Raw genomic sequence first — 15045 nt, 5'->3', positions numbered from 1 at the left:
TCGACGTGAGCGAAGCTCCGGCTTCCAAAGGTGTGCAAGATGCGCCACGATTTTTGGATGTTCTTCAGAACCTGGCTGAGCGCTCCGCTCCGCGTGGCAGCAGTCGCGCCTTCTGGCAAGGCGCTTGCGAGGATCATGACGCAGGATATAACCGCGGAGACCGGGCTGGTAGTCGAACTTGGACCCGGCACCGGTGTTTTCACCTCGCGGCTGCTGGAGCGCGGCGTGCGGCCAGAAGACTTGACCTTGGTTGAGTACGGGGCGGAGTTCGCACAGCATCTCCAGTCCCGTTTTCCTCGGGTGCGGGTATTGCAGATGGACGCGGCTGCCATCGGAGACATCTCGCTTCAAAGAGGGGCAGCCGGAGCCGTCATCAGCGGCCTACCGCTTCTGAGCATGCCTGACCACAAGGTCATCGCGATCCTGGGTGGCGCCTTTTCACTGCTGCGGCCCGGAAGCGCTTTCTATCAGTTTACCTATGGTCCACGCTGTCCCGTGCCGCGTCCCATTCTGGAGGGATTGGAATTGCGTGCCACGCGCATAGGCCGGACATTGCAGAACGTGCCGCCAGCCGCAGTCTACAAGATTTCGCGGCTCAGGACTTGGGATCGGCCCCAGGGGCGCAAAGCTACGGAGCAGCCTAAAGGGGTTTCGGCCGTTGCAAGTTGAGTGCTTGTCGCCCATCGGCCCTGAAAAACGGTCAACCGAATCCGTTTGTCCATTTCGTCAAAGATTCGAAAAACGACGCCTTTTGTAGCTGACCCGGAAAGCCTCCCGAGCTGCCCGGCGGGGCAGGCCCGGGGGAGGGGTCGGTCTACGCGTCCAGGCTGCATCGGGAGAGCCCGCGCGGCCTTAGTGCCCTTCCGCATCGTGTTCAGTTTAACCGGGGCAGAAGTCGCTAAGGGCCGCAATGCCGCCGTTCTGAGTTTCAGATAGTTGTTGGAGGTCGTGGCGGAGAGGGAGGGATTCGAACCCCCGATACCCTTGCGAGTATGCCGCATTTCGAGTGCGGTGCATTCGACCACTCTGCCACCTCTCCGCGAGGTCATGGTCGGCCGTTTGCCGGCGCGGCGCACTAGATAACGGCTGACCGCCGCAGTTACAAGGCCCTGGTCGACCGATTTCCCGCTTGTTGAAAAAAGCGTCGGCGAGGCGACGGACCGGCGCGCGCCGCGCGGCATGCTCCAGGAGCAAGGGCCGCTTGCCTTGACTTCCTTGCGACCTTCGGTTAGGGACAGCCCGCATCCGGCGTGGGGCTTCTCCGCGCCGCTTGTTTTTTGAACCCGCAGACTGACAAAAAGACGGCCGAACCGCCTGAAGCGGTTCATCGAGGCCGACCGAACAGCGAAAGGCAAAAAATGTTCGCAGTCATCAAAACGGGCGGCAAGCAGTATCGCGTCGCCGCCAACGATCTGCTCAAGATCGAGAAAGTCGAAGCCAAGGTCGGCGATATCGTCGAGATCGGCACTGTTCTCGCGCATGGCGAGGGTGAGAATGTCACCTTCGGCGCGCCGTTCGTCGATGGCGCTCTGGTCACGGCGGAAGTCGTCGAACAGGGCAAGAACCGCACCGTCATCGCTTTCAAGAAGCGCCGCCGCCAGAATTCCCGCCGCAAGATCGGCCACCGCCAGCTTCTGACCACCGTAAGGATCTCCGAGATCCTGCTGGGCGGCGCCAAGCCGTCGAAGAAGGCCGCCGCCAAGGCTGAGGCCAAGGCGCCCGAAGCCAAGGCAGACGTCGCCGCCGAGGCGAAGGCCGAAGCCGCTCCGAAGGAGGCCAAGGCCAAGAAGGAAGCCAAGGCAGAGGCCGCCCCCAAGGAAGCTCCCGCCAGCGAAGAGGCCAAGGCCGCGCCGCTGTTCAAGGCACCGAAGGGCGAGCCGGACGATTTGACCGTGATCAAGGGCATCGGTCCCGTCGCGGCGAAGGATCTCGCCGAGCAGGGCATCGTCACCTTTGCGCAGCTGGCCAAGCTGACCGAGAAGGATGTCGCCAAGATCGACGAGCACATGCCGTTCAGCGCCGACCAGATCAAGGACTGGCGCGAGCAGGCCAAGGAGCTGGCGAAAAAGAAGTAAGGACGGCCGGCGATAATCGTCGCCGGATCGGACTTGAAACGGAACGCGAACGCGTTCATAAGACCATTCAAGCGCCTCAGGGCGCATCGGAGTTAGTTAGATGGCACACAAGAAAGCTGGCGGTTCGTCGCGCAACGGTCGCGATTCGCACTCCAAGCGTCTCGGCGTGAAAAAGTTCGGTGGCGAAGCCGTCATCGCCGGCAACATCATCATTCGTCAGCGCGGCACGCAATGGCATCCGGGCACCAACGTTGGCATGGGCACCGACCACACCCTTTTTGCGCTCGAAGCCGGCGCAGTCACCTTCAACAAAAAAGCCAACGGCCGAACCTACGTCTCGGTAAACCCGATCACCAAAGCAGCGGAGTAGCCGGTTCCGCACCATAACACCGGCGCCCATCTCGGGGACCGGTGTCTGGCCAGGCCAGGAAAAGGATCAGGAGAGATGGGCTTCCATCTCTCCTTTTTCATTTTTCTTTGCCCTGGAGGACTAAAATGGTTGCCGAAGCGGAAGACACCGAAGACGAAAGTTACGCGATCGATTGCCCGGTGCTCGCCACCGAGCGCCTGGTCATGCGCGCTCCGCGCGAGAGCGATCTCGCGCAACTCGTCGCTCTGGCCGACAACCGTCACGTCGCCGAAATGCTGGCCCGCATGCCGCATCCTTACGGCGAAGCCGAGGCCCGCGCCTTCCTCGCCACGGCCTCGTCGCGCCGCGCCGGCATCGCCTATGCGCTGACGCTCGCCGGCACCGGCACTTTCGTCGGCTGCGCGGGGTTGAATACCACCGATCGCGGGCTGGAGCTGGGCTACTGGATCGGCGAGCCTTACTGGAAGCGCGGCTATGCGACCGAGGCGGCGCACGCGCTGGTCGACCTTGCCTTCCAGAAGACCTCGATCCAGGTGCTGCATGCCTCGACCAGGGTCATCAATCCGGCATCGCGCCGCGTCATCCACAAGTGCGGCTTTCAGTATGCCGGCCAGGGCATGCTGAACTCGATCGTCGCCGGCCAGGTGCCGGTCGAGCGCTACCGGCTGGACCGCAAGACCTGGACGAGCCTGCGCAACTGGGTGCACTTCTAGGCATGTTGAAATTCAGGTGAGGCCGGCCTGCAAATGACGGTTTCCTGCGCTTCCGGTGCTCGCGTGCTTTCAGTACGCTCCGCTCCGGTTCTCGAAAGCCGTCATTTTCGGCTCAGCCTGACCTGAATAGCAACACGCCTAGGCGTCGGCGCTCAAAGACGACTCAGCCCAATTCGACCCAGACCGGCAGGTGGTCCGATCCACGCGCCTGCCGGTCGGCCCACAGGCGCTTCAGCGAGCCGGCGAGCGAAGCGCTGGTGAAGACGTAGTCGATGCATTTGTGGCGGCCCGCATCGTTGGGCCGATTGGGGTCGATCCAGGTGAAGAGGCCGGAAACGTCCAGGCGCTGGGCGACATCGACGGCGAGATCGGCGGTGAGCGGCATGCCGAATTCATGGTCCGGACGTCCGGCGAGTTCGACATATTCGGGCGATCCGGGCAGCATGTTGAAGTCGCCCATGACGATGAAGGCTTCCGGATAGGGCAGGTCCGGCAGGCCGATTTCGGGAATGCCGGAAAGGCCGCCGCCTTCCAACGCGTAGTTGAGCAGGCGCTGGCGCAGGAAACGGATCTGGCTCTGACGCTCGACGGGGCTGCGGTGGTCGAGATGGGTGGAGTAGAAGCGGATGAAGCCGAGCGGCGTCTCGATTAGCGCCTCCAGCGCGCCGCGCTGGAAGTTCATCCGCTCCAGGCTGCGGCTGCGCGGCAGAAGGAGATTACGCGACAGATGAATGGGCGTCTTCGACAGCACCATGTTGCCGAGCTGGAAGGTGCGGGTGACGGCGCGGCCGGCATCCAGGCGCGAGCCGATATTGACCTCGAAATTGCTGGCATAGGCGACAAAATAGTCCGGCAGCGCCTCGCCGATCTCGGCCACCATGTCGCGGTCGCCGTTGCGCGGGTTGTTGCGGGTGACTTCCTGCAGGGCGATGACATCGGCGCCGCGCACCGCGTCGGCGATGCGGCCGACATCGTATTTGCCGTCGAGGCCGATGCCATACTGGATATTGTAAGTGACAAGCTTCATTCGCGCCTCCCGGTCTCGCCCGCGAACAGTGCTACCGCGCCCCTGGCTAAAGTGCAGCCGGCGCTTTAGTTGCAAACGGGCCTCGCCCTTGGCTCCACCTTGGTTTAGAGCAATCCCGCAAGCGCAATAGCAGAAACCTGAAAATCCGATGAAATTCCTCGACCAAGCCCGAGTTTACATCCGATCCGGCGACGGTGGTGCCGGATCGATGTCGTTCCGCCGCGAGAAATTCATCGAGTTCGGCGGTCCGGACGGCGGCGACGGTGGCCGCGGCGGCGATGTCTGGGTCGAAGCCGTTGATGGCTTGAACACACTGATCGACTACCGCTACCAGCAGCATTTCAAGGCCAAGACCGGCATGCACGGCATGGGCCGCAACATGACGGGTGCCAAGGGCGCCGACGCGACGCTGAAAGTGCCGGCCGGCACCCAGGTCTTCGCCGAGGACAATGAGACGCTGATCTGCGATTTGACCGAGGTCGGCCAACGCTTTCTGCTCGCCAAGGGCGGCAATGGCGGCTTCGGCAACCAGCATTTCAAGACCTCGACCAACCAGGCGCCGCGCCGCGCCAATCCCGGCCAGCCGGGCGAGGAGTTGAGCATCTGGCTGCGGCTCAAGCTGATCGCCGATGCCGGCCTTGTCGGCCTGCCCAACGCCGGCAAGTCGACCTTCCTTGCGGCCGTCACCGCCGCCAAGCCGAAGATCGCCGACTATCCCTTCACCACGCTCTATCCCGGCCTCGGCGTCGCCCGCATCGACGGCCGCGAGTTCGTGCTGGCCGACATCCCCGGCCTGATCGAGGGCGCGCATGAGGGCGTCGGCATCGGCGACCGCTTCCTCGGCCATGTCGAGCGCACGCGCGTCCTGCTCCATCTCGTCTCGGCGCAGGAGGAAAATCCCGGCAAGGCCTACAAGACCGTGCGCGCCGAGCTCGAAGCCTATGGCCATGGGCTGGCCGACAAGCCTGAGATCATCGCCCTCAGCCAGGTCGACATCCTCGACGCGGACGCCCGCAAGAAGAAGGCTGCCTCTCTGAAACGCGCCGCCGGCCGCGCGCCGATGCTGTTGTCGGCCGTCACCGGCGAAGGCGTTGAGGCTGTGCAGCGCGCGCTGATGGCGGTGGTCGCCGAGGCGCGCGATGCCGTTCCCGCTCCAGTCGATACGCGCTGGCGGCAAAACCCATGAAATCGCTGAAATCATACCGGCGCATAACCGTGAAGATCGGCTCGGCGCTGCTCGTCGACCGCGCGACCGGCTTGAAGCGCGATTGGCTGACCTCTTTAGCCGCAGACATCGCGGTGCTCGCCAATGCCGGCGCGGAGGTGCTCGTCGTATCCTCGGGCGCCATCGCGCTCGGCCGCACCATTCTCGGGCTCGGCAAACGCGCGCTGAAGCTCGAGGAAAGCCAGGCAGCGGCCGCCGTCGGCCAGATCGCGCTTGCGGGCGCCTGGTCGGATGCGCTGGGCAGGGACGGGCTCAAATCCGGGCAGATTCTGTTGACCCTTGGCGATACCGAGGAGCGCCGCCGCTACCTTAACGCCCGCGCCACGATCTCGACCTTGCTCAAGATGAAGGCGGTGCCGGTCATCAACGAGAATGACACGGTCGCGACCTCCGAAATCCGTTATGGCGACAACGACCGGCTGGCGGCGCGGGTGGCGACGATGATGGGCGCCGATCTTCTGGTGCTGCTTTCCGACATCGACGGGCTCTATACGGCGCCGCCGGCCAAGGACCCGCAAGCCAAGTTCATTCCGGTGGTCGAGCGCATCACGCCGGACATCGAGGCGATGGCGGGCGCCGCCGCTTCGGAACTCTCGCGCGGCGGCATGCGGACGAAACTCGACGCGGGCAAGATCGCAAACGCCGCCGGCACGGCGATGATCATCACCGCCGGCACGCGCCTGTCGCCGCTGATGGCGATCGAGCGCGGCGAACGCGCCACTTTCTTCAAGCCCAGCGCCAACCCGGTGAAGGGCTACAAGACCTGGATCGCGGGACAGTTGGAGCCGGCCGGGAGGCTCACCGTCGATGCCGGCGCTGTCGGCGCGCTGAAATCGGGCAAGTCGCTGCTGCCGGCCGGCGTCAAGCTCGTCAGCGGCAATTTCTCGCGCGGCGACACGGTGGCGATCCTGTCGCCCGAGGGCCGCGAGATCGCGCGCGGGCTGGTTGCCTATGATGCCGCCGATGCCGTAAGGATCGCGGGTTTGAAGACGGCCGAGATCGAAAATGTGCTCGGCTACGAGGCGCGCTCGGCGATGATCCATCGCGACGACCTTGTGGTAAGTCGATCCAGTGATCAAGTATTGGCCGACGACCAAGTTTTGGCCGACGAATGACCCAGCGGAGGATGAACCATGCTGAAGCTGCATGACAAATCCGGGGAAGATACGGTGACGCTGATGGCCGATATCGGCCTCCGCGCCCGCGCCGCTGCCCGACCGTTGGCCGTCGCATCGACCAAGGCCAAGAACGACGCCTTGGCCGCGATGGCCGACGCCATCCTGCGCAACGAGCAGGCGATCCTAGAGGCCAACGCCATCGATATGTCGAACGGCGAGGAAGCCGGGCTGTCCGGTTCCTTCATGGACCGGCTGAAACTCAACCCCTCACGTATCAGGGCGATGGCCGACGGCATTCGCGAGATCGCGGCGCTCAAGGATCCGGTCGGCGAGGTGATTGCCGAATGGGACCGGCCGAACGGCCTCCATATCGAGCGCGTGCGCACGCCGCTCGGCGTCATCGGCGTCATCTATGAAAGCCGCCCGAACGTGACGGCTGATGCGGGCGCGCTCTGCCTGAAAGCCGGCAATCCCGTGATCCTGCGCGGCGGCTCGGATTCGATCAATTCGTCGTCCGCAATCCATGCCTGCATGGTCGAAGGGCTGAAGGCAGCCGGCCTGCCGCAAGACGCCATTCAGTTGGTGCCGACCACCGACCGCGCCGCGGTCGGCGAGATGCTCAAAGGCTTAGGCGGCAATCTCGACGTCATCATCCCGCGCGGCGGCAAGAGCCTGGTCGGGCGCGTGCAGACCGAGGCGCGCGTACCGGTCTTTGCCCATCTCGAAGGCATCTGCCATCTCTATGTCGATCGTTCGGCGAAGCTCGACATGGCGGTCCAGATCGCCGTCAACGCCAAGATGCGGCGCACCGGCGTGTGCGGCGCCGCCGAGACGCTGCTCGTCGACCGTGCGGTCGCGTCCACCCATCTGGTGCCGATCCTGGAGGCCCTGCGCGCCGCCGGCTGTGAGATCCATGCAGAGGTCGAGGTGATGAAAGCCTTTGCCGATGCCAGCCCGGCGACCGACGCCGACTGGGTGACGGAATATCTCGACGCGATCATCGCGGTGAAGCTGGTCGACGGCGTGGCCGGCGCGATCGAGCATATCGAGACCTTCTCCTCGCATCACACCGAGGCGATCGTCGCCGAGGATGCGCAATCGGTCGAAACATTCTTCAGCGAGATCGACTCGGCGATTTTGTTGCACAATGCCTCGACACAGTTCGCCGACGGCGGCGAGTTCGGCATGGGCGCCGAGATCGGCATCGCCACCGGCAAGATGCATGCGCGCGGACCGGTCGGCGTCGAGCAGCTGACCTCGTTCAAGTACCGCGTGCGCGGGTCGGGGCAAGTGAGGCCTTGATGTCGCTTGCCCTAAGAGGCTGAAGCTTGCGCCTAGGCACCTCCCTCCGGCCTGCCGGCCGTCTCCCCCGCAAGGGGGGAGATCAGCTGATTTTCCCGGTTTCGCCAGTCGCCAACACTGCAAGATTTGCGGCTGCGAAGGAGCCGCCAATCTTCCCCGTTGCGGGGGAGATGCCCGGCAGGGCAGAGGGGGGTGCCTAGCGTCATGCTTTCCCAGCCCGAGCAGCCCGTCCCCGCGCCCTATCTCCACATGCCGCATGCCGGCAAAGGGCTGGCCGTCGGCCTCTTCGGCGGCTCGTTCAACCCGCCGCATGCCGGTCACGCGCTGGTCGCCGAGATTGCGCTGAGAAGGCTGGCCCTCGACCAGCTCTGGTGGATGGTGACGCCCGGCAATCCGCTGAAAAGCGCGCGCGAGCTGGCGCCTCTCGCCGAGCGCGTCGCGCTGTCTGAAAGGATCGCCAGGAATCCGAAGATCAAGGTCACTGCCTTCGAGGCGGCGCAGCATGTCCGCTACACCGCCGACACGCTGGCGCTGGTCAAGGCGCGCAATCCAGGTGTCGACTTCGTCTGGATCATGGGCGCGGATTCCTTACGCGACTTCCATCGCTGGCAGCGCTGGCGCGAGATCGTGCTGACCTTCCCGATCGCCGTCATCGACCGACCGGGCGCCACGCTCTCCTTCCTGTCCTCGGTCGTCGCCAAGACCTTCGACTATGCCCGCGTCGACGAAGGCGACGCGCCGCTGCTTGCCCGCATGCGGGCGCCGGCCTGGACCTTCATCCACGGCCCGCGCTCTTCGCTTTCCTCCACCGCGATCCGCAAGGCGGCGAAGGGCTGAGGCGCCCATCTTCCACAAGGGGCCGAGCGATGTCGCTTTTACGGCGGCCTATCGCATTCCGATCAGCCAAGCTGCGAGGGCATGCTGACGCAGACTCAAACCGATCCCGGACAATCGGCGCCGCTGATTGCCATTGCCAGCGTCATCGTGTCGATGGCGCTGATCGCGATCGGCAACGGGCTGATGTTCGCCTTCATTCCGGTGCGGCTCGGCGCCGATGGTTTCGATCCGACCTGGGCCGGACTGATCGTCACCGGCCTTTCGGCCGGCGGGCTCGCCGGCTGCATCCTTACCGGACCCTTGGTGCGCCGGGTCGGCCATGCACGCGCGTTCATGGTGCTTTCGGCGCTCATCGCGCTCTCCAACGTGGCGATCGGCGCCGGACCGATGCCGCTGCTGTGGATCGCGGCGCGGGCGCTTTACGGCTTCGCCATATGCGGCCTCTTCATCGTCGCGCAGAGCTGGCTCAACGACGCCCTGCCGAACGCCATACGCGGCCGGGTGATGGCGGTGTTCTACGTCGCCTATATCGCCGGATTGGGCGTCGGTTATGCGACTCTCGCCGCGATCGACATCCAGACGGCGGCGGCGCCGCTGATCGGCATCGCCTTCACCGCGCTGTCCATCCTGCCGGTGGGCATGACGCGGCTTGCCCAGCCGCCCGCGCCGCAGGCCGCTTCGGTGGCGCTCGGCCAAGCGTGGAGGATCTCGCCAGTCGGCGTCGTCGGCATGCTGGCGGTGGGCGGCCTGTCGATGATCATTTCCGGTTTTGCGCCGATCCACGCCACCGCCAAGGGTTACAGCCAGGCAGAGGTGGCGCTGCTCTTGTCGGCGATGCCGGTCGGCACGCTGATCCTGCAGATACCGCTCGGCTGGCTCTCGGACCGTACCGACCGCCGCTATGTGCTGGCGGGCACGGCGGCGCTGGCGGTGGCGGCGAGCCTGCTCGCCATCGCCTTCGACGGCGGGGCGCTGATGGCCCTGGTGGCGATCTACCTGATCTGGGACGGTGCATCGGAATCGATCTATTCGCTGTCCAGCGCCCACGCCGCCGACCGCGCCAGGAAGGAAGAGCTGCTGGCGCTGTCGAGTTCGCTGCTCTTTGCCTGGTCGCTGTCCGGCTTCATCGTACCCGGCATCGTGACGGCGCTTTCCGCCGTCTTCGGCACCGGGACCTTCATCTATGTCGGCATCGCCATCGCTTCCGCGTTCTGCCTGTTCGTGCTGTGGCGGGTGTTTGCGGCGCGACCTATGCCTGCTGCCGCAACCGGCAGCTTCGCGCCGATGTCGGCGCAGACGCCCCTGCCGGTGGAGCTCGCCTTCGCGCCGGAGGAGCCGGCAAAGCCGGCCAAGGACTGACGAGATTATTGCTTGCGGACTTCCTGGGACGGTATCTCGGGCGGCGGCAGGGGGATCGAAATGCCCTCGTTGTCGAAGGCCAGCTTGGCGCGTTTGGTCAAGTCGATCTGGGTGGCGAAATAGTCGGCCGCTGAAGTCCAGTAGCGCAGGGTCAGTGAAACCGTGCTCTCGCCAAGCCCTGCGATGAAGGCGATCGGCGCCGGCTCGCGCCGGATGCGCTTCTCGGCATTGGCGATGGCAAGCAGCGTCTTCTGCCCGCGGTCGATGTCGTTCCATGAACCGATGCTCAAGCTGATATCGGTGCGTCTGACGCCGTTGCGGGTGAAATTGCGCACCGGCTGGTTCCACAGCGTTTGGTTGGGCGCCAGGATGTAGATACCTTCGACAGTGCGCAGCTTGGTCGCGAACAGGCCGATCTCCTCGATTGTGCCGGCGATCGCACCGACCTCCACATATTCGCCGATGCGGAAGGGCCTCAGCGCAAGCAGCATGATGCCGGCGGCGATGTTCTGCAGCGTACCTTGCAGTGCAAGGCCGATCGCCAGACCGGCAGCGCCGATCGCGGCGATGATCGAAGCCGTCTGCACGCCAAACTGGCCGAGCACCATGATAACGACCAGGATCAGGATGCCGTAGCGGACGACCTGGGAGAAGAAGTGGCGCAGCGTCTCGTCAAAGCCGTGAATATGACCGAGCCCGGCATAGATCGATCGCTCGGCAAGGCCGGCAACGAGGTAGCCGACAACCAGAAGGATCACAGCACCGATTGCCGAGAAGGAATAGGAGACTATCAGCGAGCTGAGCTGCGCAAGCCCGGCTTGAATCGTGATGAGGGCGCTCTGCGGGTCGATTGGCATGGTTGGGAATCCCCTTTGTCCGGTGTGCCGATAACCCATGCGGCGCGCAGGGGTTCCGCTCTTTTCAGCCTTCCGAGGGCCTGTCCGGCCTGCCGAGGCCGCCCTGAGAGCGCGCCCGTCTTGAAACTGCAATGGAACTCTGCCTATCTAAGCAGGGTCACCTGATTTGCCGGGTGATTTGGTTGTTCTTATTGGGAAAGGAAACACACTGAGAACAGCACTGCGGAAGAAGGCCGATATCGTGCCTTCGCCGGCCGGGATCAGCGGAAGCGATGCTGCCTCCCTCGCCATCAAGACAGTCCTTGCCAGTCTGGAAGACTCCAAGGCCGAAAATATCGTCTCAATCGACATCCAGGGTAAATCGAGCCTCGGCGACTATATGGTCGTCGCATCGGGCCGATCGCACCGCCATGTCTCGGCGGTCGCCGACCATCTCCTCAAGGCGCTCAAGGATGCCGGTCTCGGCATGGCGCGCGTCGAAGGGCTGGCCAGCGCCGACTGGGTCCTGATCGATTCCGGCGACATCATCGTCCATGTCTTCCGTCCCGAAGTCCGCGAATTCTACAATCTCGAAAAGATGTGGCAGGCGCCGGATCTCGAGGAAGAGACCTTGCACTGAGCCGTATCGCGGGCCGTGACCGTTCCGGTCCGGCGCCGATCGAGAGCTCGCCGAGGCGAGGATGAAGATCACCGTTCATGCCGTGGGCCGGATGAAGACCGGCCCCGAGAGAGAGCTCGCCGACCGCTATTTCGAGCGCTTCGCCAAGAGCGGGCCCGCGGTCGGGCTGGAATTTGCCGGCATTGTCGAGACACCCGAGAGCCGCGGCCAGAGCGCCGACGAACGTCGCCGCGAGGAGGGCCAGAAGCTGCAGGGTCAGCTGCAGCAAGGCAACGTGCTGTTCCTGCTCGACGAACGCGGCAAGGCGCTGTCCTCGGAGGACCTGGCGGCCCGCATCGGCCAGTTGCGCGACAGCGGCCGCAAGGCGCTGGTCATCGCGATCGGCGGCGCGGACGGCCATCACAAATCCTTGCGCGAAGAGGCCGATCTGGTGTTGTCGTTCGGAGCGCTGACCTGGCCGCATCAGCTGGTGCGCGTCATGCTCGGCGAACAGCTCTATCGCATCGCCACCATCCTTGCCGGGCATCCCTATCACCGCTCGTGAGTCATCGTTCGCGCTGTGACCCCGAAAGCTGGGGATCACGTCCGCTTGCACCGATTTCCGCCTCAATGAACCGGCATCACGGTTGTTGCGGGTGCTCCAACATGGTTGATGGTTCGTTAACGAAGCGGCGGATAGAGTCGAGGCCTGATGTCTGAAGGCTGGAATTCGAGAACGCGCGCCTGGCGCAGCCGCTGCGGCTTGACACTTGTCGCCGCGCTGATCGCGCTCGGGCCGGCTATGGCCGCGGAAAATTCGCTCGATGTCCCGCCGGACCCCGACAAGAGCCGGGTCGAATACGAGCAGGTCTCCAAGGAAATCTCGTTGTCCTCCGAGCGGCTGGCCAAGCTTGCCGCCGACGTCGCGACGGTGAAGAAGGACCATGCTTCGATCAGTGCGGCGCTGATCCAGTCGGCGATGACTGAGCAGAAGCTCGGCCAGGACATCGAGGACATCGGCGCCAAACTGGAAGGACTGAAAGCCGAGCAAGAGAAGCTGCACGCTTCGCTGGTGGCGCGGCGCGACGTGCTCGCCGAGGTGCTCGGCGCGCTGCAGCGCATGGGGCTCAATCCGCCACCGGCGATCCTGGTCAAGCCGGAGGACGCGTTGTCGTCGGTGCGCAGTGCCATCCTGCTCGGCGCCGTGGTGCCGGAATTGCGCCAGCAGACCGACAGGCTGCTCGCCGATCTCAAGGAACAGACCCGGGTGACGGCCTCGATCGAGGCCGAACGCGGGCGGCTTACCGCTGCAGTCACCGAGCAGACGGCGGAAAAGAAACGACTGACCATGCTGCTCGAGGCCAAGCAGAAGCTGCAGGCCGATACCGAAGCGGCCCTGGCAGCAGAGCGGCAGCGCTCGCAGCGGCTGGCGGACAAGGCCAGCAGCCTCAAGGACCTCATCGCCTCGCTCGAGGCCGACAAGGCGCGCAAGGCGGCCGACCAGGCCAAGGCGGCCGATCGGAAATCGGCGGACGCCGACACGACCGCATCGACAGCGGAACCCGCCGCGCCGCCGGTGCCGGAGGGCAATCGTTTAACCGCTTCCGCCCCGTTCGCGGCGCTCCAGGGCCAGATCGCGCTGCCGGTCATCGGCAAGATCAAACGGCGCTTCGGCACCGACGACGGCAATGGCGCAATGATGCAGGGAGACATGGTTGCGACACAATCGGGGGCCATCGTCACCGCGCCGGCGGATGGAAACGTTCTTTATGCGGGGCCGTTTCGCTCCTATGGTCAACTCTTGATCCTCAATGCGGGTGACGGGTATCATGTCGTCCTGGCGGGGATGAGCAGAATCAGCGTCGCGACCGGACAGTCGGTGCTCGCAGGAGAGCCGATCGGCGCGATGGGAGAGGCCCGGGTGGCAAGCACCTCGGCCTCGCAGAATGGAAATGCGACGCCGGAACTCTATGTTGAGTTCCGCAAGGATGGAAAACCCGTCGATCCGAACCCCTGGTGGGCGGACCGATTTTCTGGAAGGACGTGAAATGATGCGGAAATTGTCGCTTCTGTTTGCCGGCGCGCTGATGGGCGCATCGGCAATGAGCCTGGTCTACGGCGCACCCGGCTCGGCGGCGAATGCTGCGGGTTCCGAGACCTACAAGCAGCTGGCGATCTTCGGCGACATCTTCGAGCGCGTGCGCGCGCAATATGTGACGCCTCCGGACGACAAGTCGCTGGTCGAGAACGCCATCAACGGCATGCTCGCTTCGCTCGACCCGCATTCCTCCTACATGAATGCCGAGCAGGCGCAGGATATGCGCGTGCAGACCAAGGGCGAGTTCGGCGGCCTCGGCATCGAGGTCACGATGGAGAACGACCTGGTCAAGGTGATCACGCCGATCGACGACACGCCGGCCGCAAAGGCGGGCGTGCTTGCCGGCGACTATATCGCCAAGATCGACGGCGAGGAGGTGCGCGGCCTCACCCTCAACGACGCGGTCGAGAAGATGCGCGGACCGGTCAACACGCCGATCAAGCTCACCATCCTGCGCCAGGGCGCCGACAAGCCGATCGAGTTGACGGTCGTGCGCGACATCATCAAGGTCAAGGCGGTGAAATACCGGGTCGAGAACGACATCGGCTACATGAAGATCACCTCCTTCACCGAGAAGACCTATGACGATCTCGAGAACGCCATCGAGAACATCAAGAAGCAGGTGCCCAACGACAAGCTGAAGGGCTATGTACTCGACCTGCGCCTCAATCCGGGCGGCCTGCTCGACCAGGCGGTGAGCGTGTCGGACGCCTTCCTGAAGCGCGGCGAGATCGTCTCGACCCGCGGCCGCGATCCGAAGGACGTTACCCGCTTCGACGCCAAGCCGAAGCAGAACGACGACATCGGCGGCAAGCCGCTGATCGTGCTGGTCAATGGCGGCTCGGCAAGCGCGTCCGAGATCGTCGCCGGCGCGCTGCAGGATCTGCGCCGCGCCACCGTCGTCGGCACGCAGTCGTTCGGCAAGGGCTCGGTGCAGACCATCATCCCGCTCGGTGAGAATGGCGCGCTCAGGCTCACCACCGCGCTCTATTACACGCCGTCGGGCAAATCGATCCAGGGCAAGGGCATCACGCCCGACATCAAGGTCGAGCAGCCGCTGCCGCCGGACCTGCAGGGCAGGGACCTGACCCGCGGCGAATCGGACCTCAAGGGCCACATCAAGGGGGCCGACGAGAGCTCGACCGGCTCGGGCTCGGCCGCCTATGTGCCGCCGGAGCCGAAGGACGACCTGCAGCTGATCTATGCCGAACAGCTGCTGCGCGGCCAAAAGACCGATCCGGCCTTCCCGCCGAACCCGGACAAGGCTGTGCTGAACCAGTAAAGACGGGGAGGGCCGGGGCAGATCGCTCTGGCCGGCCGACCGAAGCGATGCAATGCTGCCGGGACCGCGAGGTTCCGGCAGTTTGATTCGGGGACAGGGTGGTTCGGCAACGGGCGCTGCGTCGCCTAAGGTTTTGAATTCGCGCGTGAGCGCTGACGATTCGATCAGCTGCGCTGATCCGATC

General features: G+C 64.6%; 15 protein-coding genes and 1 tRNA gene. 13 read left to right on the top strand and 3 right to left on the bottom strand.

Annotated features, from left to right (window positions below; translation table 11 throughout):
- Positions 1-39: 39 nt before the first annotated feature.
- Positions 40-669 carry a methyltransferase domain-containing protein gene (locus CK224_RS17745; RefSeq protein ID WP_067001571.1) on the top strand — a complete coding sequence of 210 codons (630 nt, stop codon included), beginning with the start codon at positions 40-42 and terminating at the stop codon, positions 667-669.
- 280 nt (positions 670-949) lie between these two features.
- On the opposite strand, the gene CK224_RS17740 is transcribed toward CK224_RS17745, so the two are convergent.
- Positions 950-1039 (bottom strand) — tRNA-Ser (locus tag CK224_RS17740).
- Positions 1040-1358: 319 nt separating this feature from the next.
- On the opposite strand from CK224_RS17740, the gene rplU reads away from it, so the two are divergent.
- From rplU to CK224_RS17725, 3 genes are all read left to right on the top strand, one after another.
- Positions 1359-2075: a 50S ribosomal protein L21 gene (rplU, locus tag CK224_RS17735; protein ID WP_095782617.1), complete on the top strand. Its 717-nt coding sequence runs from the start codon at positions 1359-1361 to the stop codon at positions 2073-2075.
- 100 nt (positions 2076-2175) lie between these two features.
- The gene (rpmA, locus tag CK224_RS17730) at positions 2176-2445 is read left to right on the top strand and encodes a 50S ribosomal protein L27 (protein ID WP_095767205.1); all 270 of its coding nucleotides are present in this window, start codon (positions 2176-2178) and stop codon (positions 2443-2445) included.
- 125 nt (positions 2446-2570) lie between these two features.
- A complete protein-coding gene (locus CK224_RS17725) occupies positions 2571-3158 on the top strand; it encodes a GNAT family protein (protein ID WP_095782616.1) in 588 nt (195 codons plus the stop codon).
- A 163-nt stretch (positions 3159-3321) separates the two neighbouring features.
- Here the strand turns inward: CK224_RS17725 and CK224_RS17720 are convergent, their stop codons facing one another.
- Positions 3322-4185: an endonuclease/exonuclease/phosphatase family protein gene (locus CK224_RS17720; RefSeq protein WP_067319561.1), complete on the bottom strand. Its 864-nt coding sequence runs from the start codon at positions 4183-4185 to the stop codon at positions 3322-3324.
- Positions 4186-4333: 148 nt separating this feature from the next.
- On the opposite strand from CK224_RS17720, the gene obgE reads away from it, so the two are divergent.
- The 5 genes from obgE (at position 4334) to CK224_RS17690 (ending at position 10026) form a co-directional block, all read left to right on the top strand.
- Complete coding sequence (obgE, locus tag CK224_RS17715; RefSeq protein ID WP_067001582.1) at positions 4334-5371, top strand: GTPase ObgE; 1038 nt, start codon at positions 4334-4336, stop codon at positions 5369-5371.
- Entirely contained in the window at positions 5368-6525 is a 1158-nt protein-coding gene (gene proB, locus CK224_RS17710; RefSeq protein WP_095782615.1) for a glutamate 5-kinase, read from the top strand. The genes obgE and proB overlap by 4 nt, the downstream gene beginning before the upstream one ends.
- Positions 6526-6543: 18 nt before the next feature.
- Entirely contained in the window at positions 6544-7830 is a 1287-nt protein-coding gene (locus tag CK224_RS17705) for a glutamate-5-semialdehyde dehydrogenase (RefSeq protein ID WP_095782614.1), read from the top strand.
- Positions 7831-8079: 249 nt separating this feature from the next.
- On the top strand, positions 8080-8667 hold the full coding sequence (locus CK224_RS17695; protein WP_095782798.1) for a nicotinate-nucleotide adenylyltransferase: 588 nt from the start codon (positions 8080-8082) through the stop codon (positions 8665-8667).
- An 81-nt stretch (positions 8668-8748) separates the two neighbouring features.
- Positions 8749-10026, top strand: a complete 1278-nt coding sequence (locus CK224_RS17690) for an MFS transporter (protein ID WP_095782612.1) — start codon at positions 8749-8751, stop codon at positions 10024-10026.
- A 5-nt stretch (positions 10027-10031) separates the two neighbouring features.
- Here the strand turns inward: CK224_RS17690 and CK224_RS17685 are convergent, their stop codons facing one another.
- Positions 10032-10883, bottom strand: coding sequence for a mechanosensitive ion channel domain-containing protein (locus tag CK224_RS17685; RefSeq protein WP_067001600.1), 852 nt, complete (start codon positions 10881-10883; stop codon positions 10032-10034).
- 241 nt (positions 10884-11124) lie between these two features.
- On the opposite strand from CK224_RS17685, the gene rsfS reads away from it, so the two are divergent.
- From rsfS to CK224_RS17665, 4 genes are all read left to right on the top strand, one after another.
- A complete protein-coding gene (gene rsfS / locus CK224_RS17680; RefSeq protein WP_059189846.1) occupies positions 11125-11502 on the top strand; it encodes a ribosome silencing factor in 378 nt (125 codons plus the stop codon).
- A 61-nt stretch (positions 11503-11563) separates the two neighbouring features.
- The gene (rlmH, locus tag CK224_RS17675; RefSeq protein ID WP_095782611.1) at positions 11564-12046 is read left to right on the top strand and encodes a 23S rRNA (pseudouridine(1915)-N(3))-methyltransferase RlmH; all 483 of its coding nucleotides are present in this window, start codon (positions 11564-11566) and stop codon (positions 12044-12046) included.
- A 147-nt stretch (positions 12047-12193) separates the two neighbouring features.
- Positions 12194-13528, top strand: a complete 1335-nt coding sequence (locus tag CK224_RS17670) for a murein hydrolase activator EnvC (RefSeq protein ID WP_095782610.1) — start codon at positions 12194-12196, stop codon at positions 13526-13528.
- Position 13529: 1 nt separating this feature from the next.
- On the top strand, positions 13530-14861 hold the full coding sequence (locus CK224_RS17665) for a S41 family peptidase (RefSeq protein ID WP_067001610.1): 1332 nt from the start codon (positions 13530-13532) through the stop codon (positions 14859-14861).
- Positions 14862-15045 lie beyond the last annotated feature (184 nt).

Source organism: Mesorhizobium sp. WSM3862 (assembly GCF_002294985.1).
In the GTDB taxonomy this organism is placed as follows: domain Bacteria; phylum Pseudomonadota; class Alphaproteobacteria; order Rhizobiales; family Rhizobiaceae; genus Mesorhizobium.
Note: the sequence above shows the minus strand (reverse complement) of the source record. Positions and strands in the feature narration are given on the sequence as shown.

Coding starts and splice junctions, on each gene's coding strand:
- CK224_RS17745 (WP_067001571.1), top strand. CDS start 40: ATGCGCCACGATTTTTGGATGTTCTTCAGAACCTGGCTGAGCGCTCCG.
- rplU (WP_095782617.1), top strand. CDS start 1,359: ATGTTCGCAGTCATCAAAACGGGCGGCAAGCAGTATCGCGTCGCCGCC.
- rpmA (WP_095767205.1), top strand. CDS start 2,176: ATGGCACACAAGAAAGCTGGCGGTTCGTCGCGCAACGGTCGCGATTCG.
- CK224_RS17725 (WP_095782616.1), top strand. CDS start 2,571: ATGGTTGCCGAAGCGGAAGACACCGAAGACGAAAGTTACGCGATCGAT.
- CK224_RS17720 (WP_067319561.1), bottom strand. CDS start 4,185: ATGAAGCTTGTCACTTACAATATCCAGTATGGCATCGGCCTCGACGGC.
- obgE (WP_067001582.1), top strand. CDS start 4,334: ATGAAATTCCTCGACCAAGCCCGAGTTTACATCCGATCCGGCGACGGT.
- proB (WP_095782615.1), top strand. CDS start 5,368: ATGAAATCGCTGAAATCATACCGGCGCATAACCGTGAAGATCGGCTCG.
- CK224_RS17705 (WP_095782614.1), top strand. CDS start 6,544: ATGCTGAAGCTGCATGACAAATCCGGGGAAGATACGGTGACGCTGATG.
- CK224_RS17695 (WP_095782798.1), top strand. CDS start 8,080: ATGCCGCATGCCGGCAAAGGGCTGGCCGTCGGCCTCTTCGGCGGCTCG.
- CK224_RS17690 (WP_095782612.1), top strand. CDS start 8,749: ATGCTGACGCAGACTCAAACCGATCCCGGACAATCGGCGCCGCTGATT.
- CK224_RS17685 (WP_067001600.1), bottom strand. CDS start 10,883: ATGCCAATCGACCCGCAGAGCGCCCTCATCACGATTCAAGCCGGGCTT.
- rlmH (WP_095782611.1), top strand. CDS start 11,564: ATGAAGATCACCGTTCATGCCGTGGGCCGGATGAAGACCGGCCCCGAG.
- CK224_RS17670 (WP_095782610.1), top strand. CDS start 12,194: ATGTCTGAAGGCTGGAATTCGAGAACGCGCGCCTGGCGCAGCCGCTGC.
- CK224_RS17665 (WP_067001610.1), top strand. CDS start 13,530: ATGATGCGGAAATTGTCGCTTCTGTTTGCCGGCGCGCTGATGGGCGCA.